At 33.0% G+C, this 22,071-nt stretch carries 18 protein-coding genes and 1 pseudogene; 5 read left to right on the forward strand and 14 right to left on the reverse strand.

What is annotated here, in order from left to right; translation table 11 throughout:
- Position 1 precedes the first annotated feature (1 nt).
- Entirely contained in the window at positions 2 to 1,816 is a 1,815-nt protein-coding gene (gene aspS / locus AAHM80_RS02935) for an aspartate--tRNA ligase (protein ID WP_342260228.1), read from the reverse strand.
- A 220-nt stretch (positions 1,817 to 2,036) separates the two neighbouring features.
- Here aspS and tnpA (AAHM80_RS02940) point away from each other — a divergent pair, with 220 nt between their 5' ends.
- Complete coding sequence (gene tnpA, locus AAHM80_RS02940) at positions 2,037 to 2,468, forward strand: IS200/IS605 family transposase (protein WP_342259597.1); 432 nt, start codon at positions 2,037 to 2,039, stop codon at positions 2,466 to 2,468.
- Between the two features lie 103 nt (positions 2,469 to 2,571).
- Here tnpA (AAHM80_RS02940) and AAHM80_RS02945 read toward each other — a convergent pair whose 3' ends face one another.
- From AAHM80_RS02945 to AAHM80_RS02965, 5 genes are all read right to left on the reverse strand, one after another.
- Positions 2,572 to 4,545 carry a UvrD-helicase domain-containing protein gene (locus tag AAHM80_RS02945; RefSeq protein WP_342260229.1) on the reverse strand — a complete coding sequence of 658 codons (1,974 nt, stop codon included), beginning with the start codon at positions 4,543 to 4,545 and terminating at the stop codon, positions 2,572 to 2,574.
- Between the two features lie 254 nt (positions 4,546 to 4,799).
- Entirely contained in the window at positions 4,800 to 5,231 is a 432-nt protein-coding gene (gene tnpA / locus AAHM80_RS02950; protein WP_342259383.1) for an IS200/IS605 family transposase, read from the reverse strand.
- Between the two features lie 116 nt (positions 5,232 to 5,347).
- Positions 5,348 to 6,214, reverse strand: a complete 867-nt coding sequence (locus AAHM80_RS02955; protein ID WP_342260230.1) for an Rpn family recombination-promoting nuclease/putative transposase — start codon at positions 6,212 to 6,214, stop codon at positions 5,348 to 5,350.
- A gap of 201 nt (positions 6,215 to 6,415) precedes the next feature.
- The gene (locus AAHM80_RS02960; protein ID WP_342260231.1) at positions 6,416 to 8,785 is read right to left on the reverse strand and encodes a glycosyltransferase; all 2,370 of its coding nucleotides are present in this window, start codon (positions 8,783 to 8,785) and stop codon (positions 6,416 to 6,418) included.
- Positions 8,782 to 9,696 carry an NAD-dependent epimerase/dehydratase family protein gene (locus AAHM80_RS02965; protein ID WP_342260232.1) on the reverse strand — a complete coding sequence of 305 codons (915 nt, stop codon included), beginning with the start codon at positions 9,694 to 9,696 and terminating at the stop codon, positions 8,782 to 8,784. Before AAHM80_RS02965 ends, AAHM80_RS02960 begins: the two co-directional genes overlap by 4 nt.
- Before the next feature lie 89 nt (positions 9,697 to 9,785).
- Between AAHM80_RS02965 and AAHM80_RS02970 the strand changes: the two genes are divergently transcribed.
- On the forward strand, positions 9,786 to 10,922 hold the full coding sequence (locus AAHM80_RS02970; protein WP_342260233.1) for a glycosyltransferase family 4 protein: 1,137 nt from the start codon (positions 9,786 to 9,788) through the stop codon (positions 10,920 to 10,922).
- 15 nt (positions 10,923 to 10,937) lie between these two features.
- Here AAHM80_RS02970 and AAHM80_RS02975 read toward each other — a convergent pair whose 3' ends face one another.
- From AAHM80_RS02975 to AAHM80_RS02995, 5 genes and pseudogenes are all read right to left on the reverse strand, one after another.
- Positions 10,938 to 12,806, reverse strand: coding sequence for a patatin-like phospholipase family protein (locus tag AAHM80_RS02975; RefSeq protein ID WP_342260234.1), 1,869 nt, complete (start codon positions 12,804 to 12,806; stop codon positions 10,938 to 10,940).
- Positions 12,807 to 12,993: 187 nt separating this feature from the next.
- Positions 12,994 to 13,287: pseudogene (locus tag AAHM80_RS02980) on the reverse strand (DUF2335 domain-containing protein); the annotation flags it as partial.
- Positions 13,277 to 13,447 carry a hypothetical protein gene (locus AAHM80_RS02985; RefSeq protein WP_341747583.1) on the reverse strand — a complete coding sequence of 57 codons (171 nt, stop codon included), beginning with the start codon at positions 13,445 to 13,447 and terminating at the stop codon, positions 13,277 to 13,279. The pseudogene AAHM80_RS02980 and the gene AAHM80_RS02985, both read right to left, overlap by 11 nt.
- Positions 13,448 to 13,934: 487 nt before the next feature.
- A complete protein-coding gene (locus AAHM80_RS02990; RefSeq protein ID WP_341748486.1) occupies positions 13,935 to 14,702 on the reverse strand; it encodes an NAD kinase in 768 nt (255 codons plus the stop codon).
- A complete protein-coding gene (locus AAHM80_RS02995) occupies positions 14,693 to 15,361 on the reverse strand; it encodes a phosphatase PAP2 family protein (RefSeq protein WP_342260235.1) in 669 nt (222 codons plus the stop codon). The genes AAHM80_RS02990 and AAHM80_RS02995 overlap by 10 nt, the downstream gene beginning before the upstream one ends.
- Positions 15,362 to 15,424: 63 nt before the next feature.
- On the opposite strand from AAHM80_RS02995, the gene AAHM80_RS03000 reads away from it, so the two are divergent.
- A complete protein-coding gene (locus AAHM80_RS03000) occupies positions 15,425 to 17,098 on the forward strand; it encodes a ribonuclease J (RefSeq protein WP_342260236.1) in 1,674 nt (557 codons plus the stop codon).
- A 57-nt stretch (positions 17,099 to 17,155) separates the two neighbouring features.
- On the forward strand, positions 17,156 to 18,478 hold the full coding sequence (locus tag AAHM80_RS03005; protein ID WP_342260237.1) for a hypothetical protein: 1,323 nt from the start codon (positions 17,156 to 17,158) through the stop codon (positions 18,476 to 18,478).
- Positions 18,479 to 18,512: 34 nt separating this feature from the next.
- Here AAHM80_RS03005 and tsaB read toward each other — a convergent pair whose 3' ends face one another.
- Entirely contained in the window at positions 18,513 to 19,190 is a 678-nt protein-coding gene (gene tsaB, locus AAHM80_RS03010) for a tRNA (adenosine(37)-N6)-threonylcarbamoyltransferase complex dimerization subunit type 1 TsaB (RefSeq protein WP_342260238.1), read from the reverse strand.
- 73 nt (positions 19,191 to 19,263) lie between these two features.
- On the opposite strand from tsaB, the gene AAHM80_RS03015 reads away from it, so the two are divergent.
- Positions 19,264 to 20,676, forward strand: a complete 1,413-nt coding sequence (locus tag AAHM80_RS03015; RefSeq protein ID WP_342260407.1) for a phosphomannomutase/phosphoglucomutase — start codon at positions 19,264 to 19,266, stop codon at positions 20,674 to 20,676.
- 112 nt (positions 20,677 to 20,788) lie between these two features.
- On the opposite strand, the gene AAHM80_RS03020 is transcribed toward AAHM80_RS03015, so the two are convergent.
- A complete protein-coding gene (locus AAHM80_RS03020) occupies positions 20,789 to 21,388 on the reverse strand; it encodes a RelA/SpoT domain-containing protein (RefSeq protein ID WP_342260239.1) in 600 nt (199 codons plus the stop codon).
- Between the two features lie 167 nt (positions 21,389 to 21,555).
- Positions 21,556 to 21,987 carry an IS200/IS605 family transposase gene (gene tnpA / locus AAHM80_RS03025; protein WP_342259383.1) on the reverse strand — a complete coding sequence of 144 codons (432 nt, stop codon included), beginning with the start codon at positions 21,985 to 21,987 and terminating at the stop codon, positions 21,556 to 21,558.
- Between the last annotated feature and the right edge of the window lie 84 nt (positions 21,988 to 22,071).

A 22,071-nucleotide genomic window follows, 5' to 3' on the forward strand; every position in this document is an offset into this window, starting at 1 on the left:
TTTAAGAGCCTTCAGTTAACAATTTATTTCTAACTGAAGGTGCTAAGTTAATATTAAGCTCTTTTAAAGCTTTTTCATCAATATAATCAGGAGCATTCATCAATAAATCTTCCGCTTGCTGATTTAGTGGGAAAGCTATTACCTCTCTAACATTAGTTGAATCAGTTAATAACATAACCATCCTATCTATTCCAGGGGCTATCCCGCCATGTGGAGGGGCTCCAAATTTAAAAGCCCTGATCATACCACCAAACTTTTTATCAACAACTTCCGGGGAGTATCCGGCAATCTCAAAAGCTTTATACATTATTTCCGGTTTATGATTTCTAATTGCTCCACTAGATAACTCAATACCATTACAAACAATATCATATTGATATGCTTTGATGGCTAGTAAATCATCTACTGTTTTGGCTGATTCTAGCACTCCCATGCCACCTTGTGGCATAGAAAACGGATTATGGCTAAAATCTATTTTCTTGGTTTGCTCATTTAATTCATAAAATGGGAAATCTGTTATCCAACAAAACTCAAAACAATCTTTTTTAAGTAGGTCTAATTCTTCCCCTAATTTAGTTCGTAGCTTGCCAGCAAGTTTAGATGCTTTATCAGCTTTATCACTAGAGAAGAAGACAGCATCACCATTTTGTAGATTCGCTAAAGACTTTAAATTCAATAATTGCTCATCTGTTAGAAATTTAACAATAGGTCCTTTAGCTTGTCCATTTTCTAGAAACTGGATATAACCAAGCCCGCTTGCTCCCTCGGAAGTTGCAAATTCTGCCATTTTGTCAAAGAAGCTTCTAGGTAAAGCAGAAGCTTTAGGAGCTGGCACAGCTCTAACAACAGAGCCATTTTTTATATTTTCTTTAAAAATAGCAAAGTTAGAATTTCTAAATAATTCTGTAACATCTGCAATGATCAGTGGGTTTCTAAGATCTGGCTTATCAGAACCATATTTTAACATTGCTTGTTCATATGGAATTTGTACAAAAGGTGTATTTGATACTTCTTTATCAGAAAATTTGCTGAATATCTCATACATTACCGGCTCAATGGTATTAAATACCTCTTCCTGCGTAACAAAAGACATCTCTACATCCAACTGATAAAACTCACCTGGTGACCTATCAGCCCTAGCATCTTCATCTCTAAAACAAGGGGCTATCTGAAAATAGCGATCAAATCCTGATACCATCAGTAATTGTTTAAATTGCTGAGGAGCTTGCGGTAATGCATAAAATTTACCAGGATGCAATCTGCTTGGAACTAAGAAGTCCCTAGCTCCTTCTGGTGAACTAGCTGTTAGAATCGGTGTTTGAAACTCCGTAAACCCTTTTTGTGTCATCAGATGCCGCACGTGAGCAATAACTTGCGATCTTAATATAATGTTATTATGTAATTTTTCACGCCTAAGATCTAAGAAGCGATATTTTAGTCTAGTGTCTTCAGGGGCAGGTTGATCAGAATTGACTAACAATGGTAAATTTTCAGCACTAGACTCAACTATAAACTCACTTGCCAATATTTCAATTTTACCAGTCATTAACGAGTCGTTTATTGTTTCATCACTCCTTGCTATCACTTTACCTACAACAGTTATAACTGATTCATACCTTAACCGACTAGCATCATCCATTAAACTTGGATTTTGATCAGTAAATACCAACTGGCTTATACCAAAATGATCCCTAAGATCAATAAAGACTAAATTACCGTGATCCCTTCTTCTATGTACCCAGCCGGATAATTTTACCCTTTGCCCAGCATCCTTTAATCGCAATTCATTACAATTATGCGTCCTATATTTATGCATTCTATATCTCTTAAAATGAAAGAATTATATAAAAATATCTCCATTAAGCAATAGTAATTATCTTTTACCTAAAGGACAGCATATCATAAAAATTAACTCAATGATAGGTAAGCCACTAGTTTGACTAGTGAGACCATCAAGGCTTGGCCTTTAGATTTAGTATAAAATAAAAAGTTATCATATATAACTTCTTTGGCTTGACGATCAAAGGAGAAAATATATGACAACATACGAAAGTTTAAATCATTCTAAATGGGATTGCAAATATCATATTGTGTTTATTTCAAAGTGTCGTAAAAAAGAATTGTACGGGAAGGTTAGAAAATATCTTGGGAACGTATTCCATGAGTTAGCTTTTCAACGTGGGAGCAAGATCATAGAGGGGTATATGGTACAAGATCATGTGCATATGCTCATCAAGATTCCTCCTAAATATTCTGTAGCTGAAGTAATAGGCTATATCAAGGGGAAAAGTGCTATAGCCGTTGCTAGGCAGTTTGGTGGACGAAAACGTAATTTTAATGGAGAAAAGTTGTGGGCTAGAGGTTATGCGGTCTCAACTGTAGGATTTGAAGAGAATCAGATCAAACACTACATTAAGAATCAAGAGCAACTTGATAGTTTAGGCTCTGACGAATCAGGAGAATTTTAATTAACAATGGCAGCCCTTTGGGCTGCTCATAACCGTCAAGCCCCTCGCTTTGCGAGGGCGTTCTGACTACACTAATACCATTTATGAAATAATTTTATAAAGATTAAAAAGAAACTTTGTGTTTTGTACCTAAATAATTAAGTTGTTTGGTTGAAGAAGTTCTAATACAAACATTACCTGGTATTTCTCCAAGAAACCTAGAAGGAGAGGATCTTATTATTTCATAAAACATAAAACGACTTTCTGCATAAGTAATATACAGGTCTTTCTTAGCTCTAGTAATACCAACATAGGCGATTCTCCTCTCTTCTTCTAAACCTTTCTCCCCCTCTTTTAGTGATCGCTGATGTGGAAACACCCCCTCTTCCCAACCTGGTAGAAAAACTAGATCAAATTCAAGACCTTTAGCAGCATGGAGTGTCATAATGCTAACAGAACCACCAAAATTTGATTCTAATTCCTCATTTTCCATTACCAAACTAGAATGTTCTATAAAATCTTGAATATTATCGAATTCCGCGATTGCTCTAAGCATTTCGTTAATATTTTCAATTCTGCCAGTTGCTTCATCTGTTTTTTCTTCTTGTAGCATCTCAAGATAACCTGATTCTTCTAGTAAAGACTTAGTGACATTAATAGCTGGGTCATTTCTATATCGTAAACTCCAATTATCGATATTACTAATAAATTTGTTTAGACTATCTTTGACTTTATTTTTAAAAATTTCTGCTTGTAACATCTGACGAATGGCAGCAATAATAGGTATATTATGTTCAACCGCATAATCTTTTATTTGTTTTAATGTGGTATTACCAATTGCTCTCCTTGGAACATTTATTATGCGTTCAAGAGCAAGATTGTCACTATGATTTAAAGTGATACGTATATAGGCAAGTAAGTCACGTATCTCCATTCGTTCATAAAACTTAAGACCACCTATAATTTTGTATGGTAATGCATTACTAATAAACACTTCTTCAAATGCTCTAGTTTGGAAACCTGCTCTAACTAATATCGCAACTAATCCTGCATTATACTTTCCCTCTGTAACTAACTTGCTAATTTCAGATACAACGAATCTTGCTTCTTCTTTATCATTCCAACAAGATATAATTTTAATTTTGTCTCCATCATTTTTATCAGTCCATAATGTTTTACCGTGACGATTCTTATTATTGTTAATTACACTTGATGCAGCTAATAAAATTTTTGAACTAGATCTATAATTTTGTTCTAATTTTATTATTGTAGCATTTGGAAAATCCTTTTCAAAACGTAATATATTACCGACTTCTGCACCCCGCCAACTATATATAGATTGATCATCATCACCAACACAGCAGATATTTTTTGAGCTACTTGCCAGCATCCTCGCCCAAAGATACTGAACAGCGTTAGTGTCTTGATACTCATCAATCAGAATATATTTATATTGTTCCTGATAATACTTTAATATTATAGGGTTTTTTATAAACAATTCATTATTGTAAAGTAGTAAATCCCCGAAATCTACTACATTAGATGCTAGTAAATTTTGCTGATATTCGTCATAGACAAATTGAGCCACTTTATGAATTGGTAGCTTAATATCAGATTCAGAAAGTTTATACGGCAATAATCCCTGATCTTTCCAACACGAAATAATAATATGTAAAAGTTTGGGAACATATTTTTTGGTATCTATATTTTTCTGCTTAACTATATCTTTAACCAATTTAAGTTGATCATCAGGGCTAATAATAGTAAACCTACTATTCAAGCTAAAATTCAAATGTTCTGCTTGCTGACGCAAAATTCTTGCTGCTATAGAATGAAATGTACCTATATTTAGCCCATAACAATCAATCATTTTGTTGATTCGATCTTGCATTTCTCTAGCAGCTTTATTAGTAAAAGTAACTGCTAGAATATTTTGAGGTAGAGTTAACCCTTGCTGGATTATGTTGGCTATTCTAGTCGTTAACACTTTAGTTTTACCAGTCCCTGCTCCAGCAAGCACAAGAATAGGACCATGTACATGGGACACTGCTAGCAGTTGTTGAGGATTTAATGAGTTTAGGAAACTTTGTTGTGTCATGATCTAGTACTACAATTGTAGATTAGTGGAGTTATAGTCAGATAGTTTACCAAGTGTGCGTTTTGTTAACTTAAGCAGCTTCGGTGTTATCCATACAACTGCTAATAGACGTTTAAACCTTACAATAGCACTTCGCTAATAGACGGTTTTTTAACTTTCAACAGTTGTGGGTTCATTAGCTACAATAGTCAGAACGCCCTCGCAAAGCGAGGGGCTTGACGGTTATGAGCAGCCCAAAGGGCTGCCATTGTTAATTAAAATTCTCCTGATTCGTCAGAGCCTAAACTATCAAGTTGCTCTTGATTCTTAATGTAGTGTTTGATCTGATTCTCTTCAAATCCTACAGTTGAGACCGCATAACCTCTAGCCCACAACTTTTCTCCATTAAAATTACGTTTTCGTCCACCAAACTGCCTAGCAACGGCTATAGCACTTTTCCCCTTGATATAGCCTATTACTTCAGCTACAGAATATTTAGGAGGAATCTTGATGAGCATATGCACATGATCTTGTACCATATGCCCCTCTATGATCTTTCTCCCACGTTGAAAAGCTAACTCATGGAATACGTTCCCAAGATATTTTCTAACCTTCCCGTACAATTCTTTTTTACGACACTTTGGAATAAACACAATATGATATTTGCAATCCCATTTAGAATGATTTAAACTTTCGTATGTTGTCATATATTTTCTCCTTTGACCGTCAAGCCAAAGAAGTTATATATGATAACTTTTTATTTTATACTAAATCTAAAGGCCAAGCCTTGATGGTCTCACTAGTCAAACTAGTGGCTTACCTATCATTGAGTTAATTTTTGGATTTCCTCTCTACTCAAACCAGTAGACTCAGCAATGATATCAATTGATAATCCAGCTTTAAGTAAATTTTTAGCTATAACAATTTTTTCTCTAGCTTCTCCTCTAGCTTCAGCAGCTTGCAATTCATCTCTATCGTTATAAAGCTTTTTTTGGTAATAGGAGTAGTTTGCCCTCTCTTCTTTGGTCATTTTGAGAATGCTCAGCTTGTCTGCTATTTGCCTCATATAAGGCGAATGATAGTTTGGTGGGACTTCATCATATTTCATGACATGTAGCCAGTCATCAATCTCTTTCTCTAAACGATCATTAAATAAAGGTACTGATATATAAAAATATTCTGGTAGGATGTTAGTAGCATCAAAAACCTCAGAAGTCTCCATGTTCTTAATATGCACATTTAATCTTTCATTAGTTTCTATCTCATGAATAATAGTTTTACCATGGTAAATAGCTCCATTACCATTTCCTATAGGAAAATAGAGTAGGGATATATGAAATATCTTTATTATTTGGGTATAATCTTCTCTTTGAGCAAGGTTATCAACGATGAGTCTTGAGGTGTTAAAGCAGGCCTTATGAATAAAAGAATCCTTAACATTACGCTCGATTTCAATAATGTATTTATGGTGATCTTCGTCTTCTACAATTACATCAGCTAGACTTCTTTTGCTTTTACTATCTTCTTTGTTACTCTCGGTCTCAAGTAAGGCTACTATTTTAACGTCCTTATAACCCTTGGTCTTAAGAAGAGCTGAGATAAAACCTTCTACTATAGCATAATCGCCTTTATCTTTCAGAAGGTACTTAATAGCATAGTCAAAGGAAATTAACGGTTTATCGTTACTCATAATAATTATTTATGTTATTAGTAGTACTCAGTTATACTCAAATGATCCTACGAATTGGATTTGAAAATGAATGGTGAGCATGCTAGGCTATGATATTTTCAAAAAACAATTCGTAGGAGCAGAAGAGTTATTAATATTAAAGCTAATATAGCATAAAATCAATAGTACTACTAGCTTCATTATTAAATTACCCTGATAAATCTACACTGTAGTATTATGATTATCTTTTATAACTGTCAGCAAAGAGTTTTTTAAAACAAGAGCTTTTTCATTATATTTTTTAATGAAGTCAGGTAGCTTAGAACAGATTATATCAATATTTTGTTGAACCTTTTCTATGGCATTAAATATAGTTAACGGACAGTCAACACGGTTAACCGTTAACATATCACGTAAAAATTCATCATCATAAACATCCGCTGTAGGACCGACTAAACAAGGTACTCCTAAACCTAGGCTTTCTAAAACTATCATAGGGGAACATTCCGAATTAGTAATGTATAAAGTTAAATTAGTATTTGCCATCAATTTTATTAATTCTTTATGTGGTAAATTCTCAGGAAAGACTTTAAGTTCTACATCTTCCATCATCCAAGAAGCATATTTATTGTTATCAAAAGAGAAATTAGTATAACAACAAACTCGATCTTTGAACATACTTATCGCCGCAAATTGAGGGTAGAGATTTTTGATCCATATGTTTGATGTACTCCATATACCAATTGTAAATTTACCAGTTTCTCGGGAAATTATCTTTTTTTCTAGTAGCAATGGTATGAAGTTTTGTAATAGATAAGATTGTACACCATTGGCTATAAGAAATTGTTCTAGACCATTTTTCAGAGTGATAATGGATTTAATTTTATGCTGCTTATATAAATTCAACCATCTATAAAAAGTTTGGCAATGACCAATACCTACCCATTGGGCAGGAGAACCATGCCATAAATAGTAGATATTTAAACAATTATCCCCTTTCACTTCATGTAGCTTCTCTACTAATTGAATATGAACATCAAGCCCTCCAGATATAATTAAGTTTTTAATACCTGTTTTTATAAGTAATTTTGCTATTTGAGTAATAATTTTGTCAGGTAAATACGAGTTAATATAACTTATCAAAACGTTGAGTTTTCCCATAGGAAAAGGAATGGTTTTATTAAATAATCCTTTAGTAGAATTAGCAACTCCAGGAAAAATGCTAGGATAAATTACATAAATATCATCCATATCTTTTTGCCCTAGAGGCAGCGGGTCTAGATTTCCGCCGTTGCTGGAATGACATCGATCTTGTTTTTGTCCTTGATATTTGATTATAAAATTTTTAAAATTATCATAGTCATTTTTTGAAAAAAAAGAATAGAACATAGTAATTATTCGTCTAACAGGCAACTTAACCCAAGAATATTTTAGAAGAAATCGTGCTATTTTCTTAAGAAAAGGTAAGGAAAGGAGTCTTGAGAGTAGTCTATACGTTACAGAGGAAGAATCTTTATTATTAACAAGCTCTATATTTCTTAAAATTTGTTGTTTTGTTTGTAATATCTGTTTTTTAGTATGATTATTTACTGAATCTTCTATAAATGAATACCATAAGTTTTGCATTTGAGTTTTATTTGCAAAGATTTCTTGATAAGAAAGACAGTTTTGTTGTTTAATCTTTGCTAATAGTTCCCTTTCAACATTTAATTTTTTTATTGCATTTATAAATCCTGTATGATTCCGGTTAATTATAAATTCATGTTGCACCTCAGGTAACACCTCCCTAGCAATACCTACATCCGTAGTAATAATTGCACAACCAAATGCCATAGCTTCAATAATGGTTAGCGGCGTTCCTTCTTGCACAGATGCTATTAGCAAAATGTCTGTTTTTTTTAAAATCTCCCAAATTTCTTGTTTAGAACGTATTCGCTCATTTTTATCCACTATACATCTTTTGATATGAATTCCATCTTTATCAATCTGTTCTAGTGCCGGTATAATTACTGTTTTTAGACCTTTATAATCAGGAGTACTACTATACCAACTTCCCCAAGAACTATTACCAATCCATGTTACAACTAAACTTGCATGATCTTCATCATGACTTGATTCCGCATCATGAATTAGTACATTATCATAAATTACTTGCCAAGGCTTTGGATAATCTATGATATTTGCATAAATATCATATAATCTTTTAGAAGTAGTGTAGTAGTTATCAATAAATTGGAAAGTTGGTAAATTTTTTAATATTTCACTTTCACTTTCAATAAATAGATGATCAGGTATGCTAGTGGTAATGGTAGTATTTACTAATATTTCTCCTGTAGCCTTACTATTACTAGAATTATCTGCTATGCTTCTTAGTAATTCTGTCAGATAGCCACGATAGAAAAAATGTATTAATTTAATAGAAGTATATTGGTTTAATTTGATTAAAAAATCCTTATATGTTTTGTAATCACAGCTGTAAATAATATGACAATCATATTGGTTGCTTAGCAAAGATTGAACATATTGAGCGACGTTATCAAAAGCCCATCCCCTAATATCAGATACTAAAATCAGGGTTTCTTTTGAATTCATAAATTTACACTAAATAGCTCTAATAATCCAGCTTCTAACTCATATACTGGCATATAATTTAAAAGTTGCTGAGCCAATTCTGTGCTGCCAACAGAAATATTTATACTCCCGGTCTGAGTTGGTAGATATTTTATTCCTTTGACAATAGCAATCTTATTAATTAGTTGAATAAGTTCATTTATAGAGTAGGTACGTCCCGTACAAACATTTAGTATAGGGGCTGAGGTACTCGCAATAGACAAGGCTCTAACACACATATTGGTAACATCTGAAACATGTATAAAATCACGACTTTGATTACCATCACCAAAAACAACCAGCTCCTTACCCTCTTCTACTTTCTGTTTAAATATTGATATTACCCCAGAGTAATCAGAACCTCTAAGTTGCCCTTTACCATAAACATTAAAAAGGCGTAAACCACAGGTTTTAAGAGATTTAATCTCACCAAAAACCTTAGCTTGCAGCTCACAGGCTAATTTATCCACTGCATAAGGAGAAAACGGGTTTACCTTACCATTCTCTTGTAAAGGAAAGTCACTTACTGTGCCATAAACGGCAGCAGATGATGCATATACAACGGGTATATTCTGTTTACTTGCCTGAAGAAATATATTAATAGTTCCTGTTAAATTCACTTGATGATTGTGATACCAATTATCAATTGATTCCTGTACATTTGCTATCGCTGCAAGATGGAAGCAACCATCAATATTTCTAAATAGTTTTTCTAAAATATTTTGATCTAAGATATTCCCTTGAACAAATTTAACATTTTTTTTTAACGAATTCTTGAGATCGCCTGTTGAAAGATCATCTAATATTACAACCTGATTGCCTTCTTTTACTAGTAAGTCAACAAGATGTGAGCCGATGAAACCAGCCCCTCCAGTAACTAAATAATTTGACATATGCTATTAGTGCAATTAATTTTTATGATATAATTAAGTGGGTATTTGCTCTATAGGTATATTTATAGAATTATTATTAAGAAAAGCAAATGAAAAAAATTATCATTTTTACAAACACAGATTGGCACTTTTATGCCCATCTTCTACCAATTGCTTTAACTGCCAAAATGCAAGGCTATGAAGTTAAAGTGTTAACAAATATTAGTGAGTTCAAAGATAAGATAGAACAGCATGGTTTACAAGTAATCCCAATTTCAATAAAGCGTGGAAGTATCAACCCTTTTACTGATTTACTATTATTAATCAAGTTAATTAGCATATTAAATAAAGAGAAACCAAATATATTGCATAATTTTACTATAAAACCAATTTTTTATGGAAGCATAAGTGCTTTCTTGTGCAATATATGCTCAAAAAAGAAGAGCTTACCACGAGTTATTAACACTTTTGTTGGTATGGGTTTAATTTTTATAAGTAGTAATCTTTTGCTAATATTAGTTAGAAGCATTATCGTTAGAATAATATCCATAATAGGATATTATAAAAGTATGTTATTTGTTGTACAAAACGATGATGATTTAGCTTTACTGGTAAAATTAGCTATAGCACCCAAAAATTTAATTGTTAAACAATGCAGCGTTGGTATAGAAACTGAAAAGTTTCCTTTTCTTCTAGAACCACTAGGTAGTAAAATAGTGGTGGCATTGGTAGCTAGAATGATTATTGATAAAGGTATATATGAATTTATATATGCTGCAAAAATATTAAAACAAAAAGGTATAAATGCTGAGTTTTGGTTAGTTGGTGAACCTGATAAAGATAATAAGCAATCAATAGCACAATCAATATTAGAAGACTATCAAAATCTAGGATATATCAAATATCTTGGTTATCAGAAAAATATAGAAGAAATATGGAAAAAAGCACATATTGCAGTATTACCTTCCTACCGTGAAGGGCTAAGTCGTAGTCTTTTAGAGGCTGGAGCATATGGTAGAGCCATTATTACTACTGATGCCCCAGGTGGTAGAGAATTAATACAAGACCAAATAAACGGATTATTAGTTAAACCGCAAAATACAGAAGATTTAGCAAGAGCTATGGAGCTATTAATCACTATGCCTATACTTAGAAAACACTTAGGTAAAAAAATTCGACAAGATATTTTAGAAAAATATGATTGCCAATTAATATCCGAGAAGATGGTTAATTTTTATATAAACTAATTTTTGGATTTGGTATCATCTCACTCTAACCTGCTGCCCTACTCCCTTTCCTCCACTACTAATTTGAAATGCCTTTCTTTTATTTTTACCTAGAAAATTATCAAAATCTCCTTTTGTAAACTTAAATTCAGTAATATTCTTTGCTGGACTTTTACTTGTATCAAATCTCTGATCTTGTTTTTTATCAATAGCTAATAATTCTACAAAATCATTTTTAATTTTATTCGGTGTTGTTGGATTATTTAAGGTCTTAATCAGTGATTCTATAGACTTGGTATCATTTCTAAGTTCATTATTGCGTGCAGTTGCTGCAACTAGTACATACTCTCCTAATACATCCTTGTTATCTTTCCCCTCCCAGCGTTCTTTCGTACAAAAAGATAACAACTTGTCAGCTTTTTCTTGATGATTTCGCATAACATCACGATCTTGCCAAGAGTTCTCTTTCTTAATTTCCTCTGAGGGAACTATATAACCTAATAGCTTATTAAAAAAAGTTTTATTCAAATTTTCATTATCATAAACTTCATAAACACTTAGGAGAAATTCTTGTTGTTCAAACGCTTTATCTACCTTTTTACCAAGTTCAAAATTATTTAAATACCTCAAAGTCTGAAAAAGAGCTTTAAGATGTAAGTAAGGTGCATATTTTTCAGCATCATCAAAGCTGAGAGTAGATATATCTTGAGTATTTAATGCAACCGCATTTAATGCATTCTCACGTAAATTATCAAAAGTCTTTTCATTAGTTTTTGTGTATATAAGATTTCCACCAACTTTAGCTAGCATTTTATATACTACATCAATTAAAAATTTCACTAGGGCATTTGGACCTTCAAAATTCTTAGCACTATATATAGCAATATTTGCTGAATCATCCATACCACTACCGAAGGCAAGAGCTAAAACCCTACCTCGCTTTTTTGCTAGGGTAACATTCTCAAAACCATCCAACTCTTCCGTAACATCGACTTTACTGTTATTTTCAGGGAAATAGTCCATAGGAGTATTGTCTCTATACCCCCCATCGACATACTCGACACCATCAATTTTTACAGGTTGAAAAACTAAAGGAAGAGAAGCGGAAGCATGGCAAGCTCTAGCAATTGGAACATCAGGAGTATTTTCAGCACTAAAAATTTGCAAAGTACTATCATCTCGCCTTACTGCAGTAATTAATAAGTCTTTAAATTGCACTGGATCAAGAAGTCTTAAAAGAGCTAAATCCTTAAAAAGGAGTTCACCACCCTTTTGACATTTGTCTGTTAATTCAATGAATTCTTTGCCGTTAGATTCTATTATAGCTTGAATTTTCTTGGATTGTTTTTTAAAATTTTGTTCCTGAAAATCTAAACCTTGAATATTTTCATTTATATCAGCAATCTGCTGACTATTATTGTCATCTTGTTGTTTTAATGTTTCAATCGTATTTAAAAGATCTTGCCTTTTTTTGTCTAACTCTCTCAGTTCTTCTGAAATCCTTTCATGTCTCGCTGTAGCAAGTTCCACAAAATTTTTGCCCTTTAAAAAATTATAAGCAACTTTTCTTATAGTCTTATCTACAAGCTCGTATAATGGAGTGCCATCTTTGCTAAGCGGCACCGGACCAATTGAAAATCCTTGAGTCCCAAGTAAATCTTTGAAGTTTGTATTTTTTGAAATAGCTTCATATTCTTTAGGTGGTATACCAAATGCTGTCACTGCAGCAGCTATTGCCCCTGCCGATGATCCTGCAACTCCTTCTACCTCATCAATTACTTCAGATTCATTCAAACCCTCTAAAACACCAGAATATCCACCCCCCTTAGCTCCACCACCACTATAAACCACATATTTTAAAGGACTTTGCTGCCTTTCTTGCATTTCTTTTTGTAATTTACTCATAATCTTTACTCAATTATTATAAGATTCTTATATAATTTCATCTTCTAGTATAGTCTTTCCGCTTAGTAAATTTAGCAGAAGACAAGAATACTCCAGTTCCTATGCCTAACAATACTGAAACCGTGAAAATACTGGCAATTATAAAATGTCCCAATACAGCCAAAACTACAGTAGTAATACAGACCATTATCATGAATATAATGCTACTTATTCTACCTTTTTTTGTTACGCTTTCATAAACCTCAATACTTTTAATATCCATCTGATGTCTATGTACTTGCTCTTTTTCTGCCATGGCAATTAGCTTTGTCAATGTTCCTGGATAAATATTTTCATATTCTGCGATTAAATCTACAGGTGGCAAAATATGTGCAAACTTCTTACTATAGAAGCTATTATCCGACTCCTTAGGATTACTAACTTTTAAATATCCTTTATTCAACCTATTGTTATTAGCAAAAAAACTTTTACTATCTTTCATATTCTTTTCTTATTTCTTGAAATGTTGAATTAATATCTTTTTCTACTCTAATAAAGTATTCAAGTAAATCTGTCTCTGGCTTTTTTCTTACTGTCGTTTGAGATATTTTAAATACACTAAAAAAGCCTATTAGGAAATGTCTTACAAATTCTTTATTCATTTATTCTCATATTAAATTATAAGATTAGCAAGTATGCAAGTTTAAGTATACTAGGTCATAGCAATCCTACATTTTTTATGTCACTACTGTTAAGAGTCCTTCCGAGCGTCTATTAGCGAGGAGTCACGAAAAAGCAGCAACGCGGCAATCTAGGATACGCGAAGCGTTACTCTAAAAAACAGCTTCGCTGTTTACCTAGATCGCCACGGCATCTAAAGAGCCTTGCTATGACGATTATAGAAAAATGTAAGATACTATGATACTAGGTTCACAGCACCTAGAGTGATTATAACAAAGCTTTAAGAAAAATGGGAGAAATAATCTTTAGTTTTGATAAAAATTATTTTTTTAACCTCAGTTCAATGTAATAAATTATATAGTAGGCTCAAGTAATCATCGCCATTAGGGGGGGATGTCACCAAAGTAACTCCTCGCTAATAGCTCTAGGCTATTCTTCCTATAACTTTTATGTTATATGTAAGGTGAATTATTCATTAAATTGCTCTTTAATAATTCGATTTTCAAGGCTATTTTTTTTATCAAATAGTAACTTTATCTTCTTGTTTTTTACAGATTTAATTAATACTGACTTAATATTATCAAATTCTTGAAAATCTGCAGCTGCATTTACTGGTCTTTTATTACTTTCTAAGATTTCAAACTTTATAGTAGTAGAAAATGGTAGTAACGCACCATGCCAGCGTCTTGGACGGAAAGGACAAATTGGTGTGAGGCATAATACGTTTGACTCAAGTGGCAAAATAGGACCTCCAGCAGATAAGTTGTATGCACTACTGCCAGCTGGGGTTGCAACCATTGCCCCATCGGCTACTAATTCACTCATACGCTCAACTTGATCAATTTCGATCTTGAATTTAGCAGCTTGGTTGGTTTTACGAAATATTGATACTTCATTAATAGCTAGGGCAGTATAGGTTTTATTGTCTATGCTTTCGGCTTGCATTTTTAAAGGGTATAAATGAGAAATTATAGATTCTTGTAAATTATCCATTAACTTTTCAACAATAACTGGATTCATTAAAAACCCAATGTTACCAGAATTAATTCCATAAAAAGAAACATCAAGATGCATATAACGGTGTATCGCATGTAGTAATTCTCCGTCCCCTCCAACTACAACAATTATTTCTGCTTCTTCTACCTTACAAAACTTATAAACTAGTTCAAGCTGTCTAACTAGTCCTAATGATTTTGTCGAACTATTATAAACAATCGCAATTTTATTTAAATTAATTTTAGTTTTTGCCAACATAAATATAATAGATGATTAATTATTAGTGTAACAACACATGAAGCCAGTACATCACTTAAAAAATGTCCTCCCATTAATATACGACTTAGTCCAACTAATGTACCAAAAATCAATGTGATACTATAAATTCTTGAGAAAAATATCAAAGGAGCAACATAAGCAAAACTAGTTAAGCTATACGCCATAGCTGCATGACCTGATGAAAATGAGCAATTATGTAAACATTCATTAGAGATTGAGAAGGCTCTAGTAAAATTTTTTGTACCATTAAACTCTTTAATCTGCAGCGGACGAGCCCTACCAAAATTTTCTTTAAATATATAATTTACTAGTAGTCCAGGACCTATTGCTGTAGATAAAATTATATAAAAACCCCCTGAAATAATAAGCCTATTAAAAGTTTTGTACTTAACAATTAAGTAAAGTAGGTATAATAATATTACTATAGTCAGTATAGTAGTTAATATTGGAATAACTTCAAATAATAATTGTACAATATTATTGTTACGATAGATAAATCCATTATTGCTGTCGTAGAATAATTTTGAGAAATCTATATCCAAATTAGGAAGTAGTATAGTTAATAATAAAACTATACCAAAGGTGAATATACTAGTATAAACTAAATTAGTATTAATCATAGACTAAAAGCCAAAAATAAGTTATAAAAGTATACTTAAATCCTACATCATATAGAAGTTAATATGTCATTCAACATTAAAAACCATAAAAATGATTTACTATTTTTACCACTTGGTGGTGCAAATGAGATAGGCATAAATGTCAATCTATATCATTATCAAGGAAAATGGTTGATGGTTGACTGCGGTAGCGGTTTTGCCGATGATTATTTACCAGGTGTTGACATGATAATTGCTGATATTAGCTTTATTGAACGCTATAAAAAAGATATAGTAGCTTTAGTTCTAACTCACGCACATGAAGACCATTTGGGAGCAATCCAATATTTGTGGAGTAGCCTAGAATGTCCAATATATGCCACTACCTTTACAGCAAATTTTCTAAAACTTAGATTAGCAGAATATGATTTTGCTAAAACTATAAAAATTCATGAAGTAAAGCCTTCGGCAAAAATAAATCTTGATCCATTCCAACTAGAGATGATACCGCTAACCCACTCAGCTCCAGAAATGCAGGCAATTATGATACGTACAGAAGCTGGCAATATTCTCCATACAGGAGACTGGAAATTTGATAATGATCCGGTACTTGGTAAGAAAGCTGATGAAGCTCTACTAAAATCTTATGGTGATGAAGGGGTTCTAGCTTTAGTCTGTGACTCAACTAATGTATTTAATGAAGGAACTTCTGGTTCAGAAGGAGAAGTGCGTAAAAGTTTAGTAGATATTATAGCAGGTTGCTCTCAGATGGTTGTGGTAACAACTTTTGCCTCAAATTTGGCTCGTCTTGAGACTCTAATTCACGCAGGTCAGATGGCAAAAAGAAAAGTTGTCCTATCGGGAAGAAGTTTGCATAGAATTTTGCTTGCAGCACAGGAAAGTGGTTATATGAAAGATATTGCCCCTTTGATCGATGAACGAGATATAGCAAGATTTAAAAGGCAAGAACTTTTAGTTATTGCTACTGGTTGCCAAGGTGAGCCTCTAGCAGCTACTGCAAAAATGGCAAATAATAGTCACCATAGTATAAAGTTAGCTCCTAAAGATACAATTATATTTTCTTCAAAAATTATTCCTGGCAATGAAAAGAAAATTTTCCGTATGTTTAATATTTTTGTGAGGTCAGGAATTGAAGTGGTAACTGAACGAGATCACTTTGTACATGTTTCTGGGCATCCATCAATTGACGAACTCAAACACATGTACTCTCTAATTAGACCTCAGATTTGTGTACCAGTGCATGGTGAGCCGGTACATATACATGAACACGCGAAATTAGCTCGTAAAAATGGTATAAAACATGCTGTTGAAGTCGAAAATGGTAGCTTAGTATTACTTGATCCTCATAATCCTCGTATTTTATCCAAGGTAACAACGGGTTATTTGGCTGTTGACGGCAATTATCTTTTACCAGCAGACTCATCGATTTTTAGAACTCGTAGACGTATGCGTGATTCTGGTATAGTAGTGGCAAGTTTGGTAATAAATAAAAATGGTAGCCTTAGTTGCAGACCTATTTTATCTATGCCGGGTCTTCTTGACTCTGACGATGATGCACAGCTAATTAATATGATTAAAGATGATATTACTGAAACGATAGAAATTCAGAGAAAATCAAAAGGTAGCATTCTCAATGAACAGATTGAGAATGCTGTAAGGTCAGCTATTCGTAAAACATTGAAACATGAGATAAATAAATCACCCATTATCATAGTCAATGTGGAAAAAGCTCATTGAAAACTAGTTTATTAATCTAGTTTATTGAATGCAAGTTAACTAAGGAGATATTATATTATGGAATCATATAGTTTTACATCTGATGATGCTGCACAAAATATAGATAAAGACTTACAATATGTAGCAGAGTCCTTTGATCCTAAATATGATAAAGCTTGTCAAAAAAATCCTCAATCTCGTGAAAAGCAGGTTAGCAAGGATATAGAGCGTGGTGTCTTTTATCTTGAAACCCAAGATGGTAAACTAGTAAACTTAATAAATCAGTGTAAGTTAGGTAAAGATCAGGGCTATGAGGTAACTTATCAAGATATGCATGATATATTAACAAAAGATTATCATTTATCACAAGAACAAACAAAATATATTTTATATGCAAATCACCAAGGGGGTATAGCTGGCGGTATAGGTGGATTGACTCCACTAAGATTTAAAGCATTTAATAACTATGGATGCGATCCTATGAATGAATGGCTAAGAGATGGTAGTATGTCCAAGATCACTATAGATAAAGATCGTAACGTATCATATATTGGCGGACAGAATTTCATGTTTGATTGTAGTATGGGTGCTTTCTTGCCAAATAGTGACCTTAGGAAGATGATGGGTACGGAATTTAATAGCCAAGATTATATGGCTGTAAATATTACCGCTTCGTTGGGAGCAGTAGGAGATCTTGAACCAAAAACGCAGGTAGTAATTGATGTGGCTGGTACTGGTAAGATTGCTGATCGATTTATTAGCGATATACAAACAATCAAAACAAATTGTGAGCAAAAATCCCCTCAAGCAATTATTGATAGTAATAAGGCTTTATCGAAAGAATTATTAACTGCTCCTCTTAATGAAGAGCAATATAAAACAGATATGAAAAAAAGAGTTTCGGAAATCATATCAGATGAAAGAGTGAAGCCGGAAACAATAAGCACATTTAAAAAAGCAAATGGTGCTACAGAGGCTTTAGCTGAGGTATTGATAGAGCAAATTGATCAAGCAATCGCAACTCAAAAAGATAAAAAAACAGGAAAATTAAGCTCACAATCTATTAATGACATTGCTAAAGAAGTTGCGGAACAGTTAAATAAGTTTATCGATAATTCAAATAAATATACAGTAAAGAAATTTACTAAGCAATTAGTAAATGATCAAGCTGCATCATCGAATACGACAATGCCAAGGAAGAATTTTATTAAAAGAATTTGTGAATATTTAAAAGACAAATGGCATGGATATTCTGATGACAAGAGCAAACTACCATTGGTTGAACAATTGAAGAATGAAGCAAAATTTGTCGGGCAAAAAGCAAAATCACATATGTCATCTAAAGCACCAACGTCACCACCTCCACATAATGAAAAAACAGAAGGTAAAGGAAGAGGTTAGGAAAATTTTTAATAGACTTCTTGCAGCAGTAAAATTATGTAAGAAGTCTAATCTTCGCATCAGCTGGTCTAATATATAACGGCTCTATGGAGTTAGAGAAATTGTGCTTCCTTATTTTATCGGTCATATATTTACATATATGCACTGCCTTAACTCTAGTAAAACGAGGTAAGATTGTTAAATTTTTTATATCCCTAATCTTGTCGTATATCATCTCTACCCCACTACCTGCACAGACATTAATAGCAGCATTTTCTGTATTTAATAATTCCACAGCTTGGTCATAATTTATCAGTGACGGAATAGAAGCTTGTTCATCTTGATCAAAAACTTGGCTATATAATTGCCCTCTATATGCATTAAGAAAAATAAAAATTTTATCATAATTTTTTACTTGCCTGCTGGCTCTCCACCAGGAAAACTCAAAATTAGATATAGTAGTGCCTATTATATCTGTACTTAGCAAAATGCCTTTTGCCACTGATAAGCCTATTCTAATGCCTGTAAAACTACCCGGACCGTTTGTAACGGCTAAATAATCTAGGTCATGATAAGAAAGCTTTGCTATTTTCAGTGCTTCTTCAATCATTGGCACGATAGTTTCAGCTTGCATAGAAGAGCTTAATTCCTCAATATAGGCTAGAATAACCTGATCTTCAGAGATTGCAACAGATGCACTATTATTTGCCGTATCAAATGCTAAAATTTTCATTTATAATATATACTGCTATGATTTCAAGTTTTGTAAGTATACTCAATTATAAGTATACTCAATTATAATGACAATGGAAATAAATAGAACAATTTTCAGACTGTACGACATTCGTGGCAGCAGTCTAATAGATATTAATCCAACTATTGCTTATAAAATTGGCTTTTGTTTTACCAAAATGCATATATCAAAGCAAGGAAATGAAATATTTATAGGACGTGATGGTAGGTTAAGCTCCCCTGCCCTTTACCATGCGTTGGTTAATGGCATTATCTCAGCTGGTGGAAAGGTTATTTCCATAGGAGTCACCCCCTCCCCTATGTTATATTTTGCTGATAAAATATTTAAGCCACAAGCTAGCATAATGATAACAGGATCCCATAACCACAAAGATGATAATGGCTTTAAGTTGTTATCACAAGGAAAGTCTTTTTTCGACCAACAAATACAAGATTTACTGAATAATATTCTAAGTCAAGATTGGTCCACCAATCTTATTATACCAAAAAAATTTCTAGCACTAAGTAATATACGCAATTTAAATGTTACCGATAAATATCTAGATAGGATTTTGCAAGGAATAACTATATATCCTCAAATAAAAGTCGCATGGGATCCTGCCAATGGTGCGGCTGGAAATATTATTGACTTATTAGCATTAAGATTACCTAACAAAAATGTCGTTATAAATTCGCAAATTGATGGCAATTTTCCTAATCACCACCCAGATCCAACTATTCCCAAGAATCTAGAACAACTAATAGAGATAGTTAAGACTCAGGATTGCGATATTGGTATTGCATTCGATGGGGATGGAGATCGTATAGGCATTGTAAGTAAGAAAGGACGAATAATTTTAGGTGACCAAATTCTTGCTATATTGGCAAAAGATGTAATTGAGCAAAATCCAAATGCAACTATTATAATGGATATCAAATCAAGTAGCAGCATATTTAATCAAATTAAGTCCTATGGTGGAAATGTGATAATGTGGAAAACAGGTCATTCCTTTATCAAAGATAAGATGCAAAAAACTAAGGCGTTACTTGGCGGTGAAACTAGTGGTCATATATTTTTTGCTGATAAATATTATGGATATGATGATGCAATTTATGCTGCCCTACGGTTTGTTGATTTACTATCAAGGTCAAAAAAAACTTTGGACGATATGATAGATGAGTTACCTAAATGTTATAGTACCCCTGAAATTAAGATTTCTGTACCAGATAACCTTAAATTTGATATTATTCAGCAAATAAAAGAGGATTTAAACAGCAGAAATATCACTTTCAACGATATTGATGGTATAAGGGTTGACTCACATAATATGCCCAATGAATCTCAATGGTATGCATGGTGGTTACTAAGAGCTTCAAATACTGAAGCTAAAATTATTGCTAAATATGAATCAGATAGTTTGGAAAAACTAAATAGTCTAAAACTAGAGCTTTCATCTTTACTAGCCAAACATGGTTTGAAACTATAGCTAACCCGAAAATATTTTAGCTATATACCCCAATTTGGGATAAGAATTGACAAACTCTTATCCCAAATTCGCGTTAACCACATATTTTAGCTACTCAATAACACTATGCACTTCATACTTTACGCAAGTTGTCTTGATAAATACGATAAAGGTTTATAATTGTTTGCTCATAATCAATAAGTTCTTGTATAGTCCAATTAAAATTGGTAAAGATGTCGTACGCTTTATTTAGCCCAGTATTAATAGCAGCCACATTCAACATGCCACTAGGCAGTAACTCTCTTATCTTTGCTGCCTGTATCTTTTTATATTCATTGTGATTTGCTGTACCAAATTCTGCTATATCATGCATCTCATTGGTTCGTACCTGCATTTCCACATCACGTCTAGGGTTGCCGACACTCGTAACAATATGCAAGGAACGATAACCATTATCTTTAGGATAATCAATATAATTCTTTTTCTCTGTTGTTTTAACAGAATAGATGCCACAGATAATATCTAACACTTTATAACAATATTCTAGCTTATCAACTATAAATCTAAAAGCAACTAGATCCGTTAATTCGTTAGTCTTTAGTATTATCTTATTTAAGGCAGAACAAGGGTCTTTTAATCTATAATATGTTGTTGCTGCTATATCATGTTCACTTAGCTTAGTACTAATAATATCGGCTATTTTATGTAAATCGTTAGTATCTTGAAATTGCATATTTGATATTCTAGTTAAGTTGTCGTGAATTTGTTTTTAAAATAATGTTATGGAGTCTTTGATGCTAACAAATAAAAATAAGCTTGTCAATTGATAGAAAGTCAGAACGCCCTCGCAAAGCGAGGGGCTTGACGGTTATGAGCAGCCCAAAGGGCTGCCATTGTTAATTAAAATTCTCCTGATTCGTCAGAGCCTAAACTATCAAGTTGCTCTTGATTCTTAATGTAGTGTTTGATCTGATTCTCTTCAAATCCTACAGTTGAGACCGCATAACCTCTAGCCCACAACTTTTCTCCATTAAAATTACGTTTTCGTCCACCAAACTGCCTAGCAACGGCTATAGCACTTTTCCCCTTGATATAGCCTATTACTTCAGCTACAGAATATTTAGGAGGAATCTTGATGAGCATATGCACATGATCTTGTACCATATGCCCCTCTATGATCTTTCTCCCACGTTGAAAAGCTAACTCATGGAATACGTTCCCAAGATATTTTCTAACCTTCCCGTACAATTCTTTTTTACGACACTTTGGAATAAACACAATATGATATTTGCAATCCCATTTAGAATGATTTAAACTTTCGTATGTTGTCATATATTTTCTCCTTTGACCGTCAAGCCAAAGAAGTTATATATGATAACTTTTTATTTTATACTAAATCTAAAGGCCAAGCCTTGA

This window comes from Candidatus Tisiphia endosymbiont of Metellina segmentata (assembly GCF_964030715.1).
In the GTDB taxonomy this organism is placed as follows: Bacteria; Pseudomonadota; Alphaproteobacteria; order Rickettsiales; family Rickettsiaceae; genus Tisiphia.

Bases quoted from the DNA above. Each gene is read 5' to 3' on its own strand.
- AAHM80_RS03000 (WP_342260236.1), top strand. From the start codon at position 15,425: ATGTCATTCAACATTAAAAACCATAAAAATGATTTACTATTTTTACCA.
- AAHM80_RS02955 (WP_342260230.1), bottom strand. From the start codon at position 6,214: ATGAGTAACGATAAACCGTTAATTTCCTTTGACTATGCTATTAAGTAC.
- tnpA (WP_342259383.1), bottom strand. From the start codon at position 21,987: ATGACAACATACGAAAGTTTAAATCATTCTAAATGGGATTGCAAATAT.
- AAHM80_RS02970 (WP_342260233.1), top strand. From the start codon at position 9,786: ATGAAAAAAATTATCATTTTTACAAACACAGATTGGCACTTTTATGCC.
- AAHM80_RS02995 (WP_342260235.1), bottom strand. From the start codon at position 15,361: ATGATTAATACTAATTTAGTTTATACTAGTATATTCACCTTTGGTATA.
- AAHM80_RS02985 (WP_341747583.1), bottom strand. From the start codon at position 13,447: ATGAATAAAGAATTTGTAAGACATTTCCTAATAGGCTTTTTTAGTGTA.
- AAHM80_RS02960 (WP_342260231.1), bottom strand. From the start codon at position 8,785: ATGAATTCAAAAGAAACCCTGATTTTAGTATCTGATATTAGGGGATGG.
- AAHM80_RS02965 (WP_342260232.1), bottom strand. From the start codon at position 9,696: ATGTCAAATTATTTAGTTACTGGAGGGGCTGGTTTCATCGGCTCACAT.
- AAHM80_RS02975 (WP_342260234.1), bottom strand. From the start codon at position 12,806: ATGAGTAAATTACAAAAAGAAATGCAAGAAAGGCAGCAAAGTCCTTTA.
- aspS (WP_342260228.1), bottom strand. From the start codon at position 1,816: ATGCATAAATATAGGACGCATAATTGTAATGAATTGCGATTAAAGGAT.
- AAHM80_RS03005 (WP_342260237.1), top strand. From the start codon at position 17,156: ATGGAATCATATAGTTTTACATCTGATGATGCTGCACAAAATATAGAT.
- tsaB (WP_342260238.1), bottom strand. From the start codon at position 19,190: ATGAAAATTTTAGCATTTGATACGGCAAATAATAGTGCATCTGTTGCA.
- tnpA (WP_342259383.1), bottom strand. From the start codon at position 5,231: ATGACAACATACGAAAGTTTAAATCATTCTAAATGGGATTGCAAATAT.
- AAHM80_RS02945 (WP_342260229.1), bottom strand. From the start codon at position 4,545: ATGACACAACAAAGTTTCCTAAACTCATTAAATCCTCAACAACTGCTA.
- AAHM80_RS03020 (WP_342260239.1), bottom strand. From the start codon at position 21,388: ATGCAATTTCAAGATACTAACGATTTACATAAAATAGCCGATATTATT.
- AAHM80_RS03015 (WP_342260407.1), top strand. From the start codon at position 19,264: ATGGAAATAAATAGAACAATTTTCAGACTGTACGACATTCGTGGCAGC.
- tnpA (WP_342259597.1), top strand. From the start codon at position 2,037: ATGACAACATACGAAAGTTTAAATCATTCTAAATGGGATTGCAAATAT.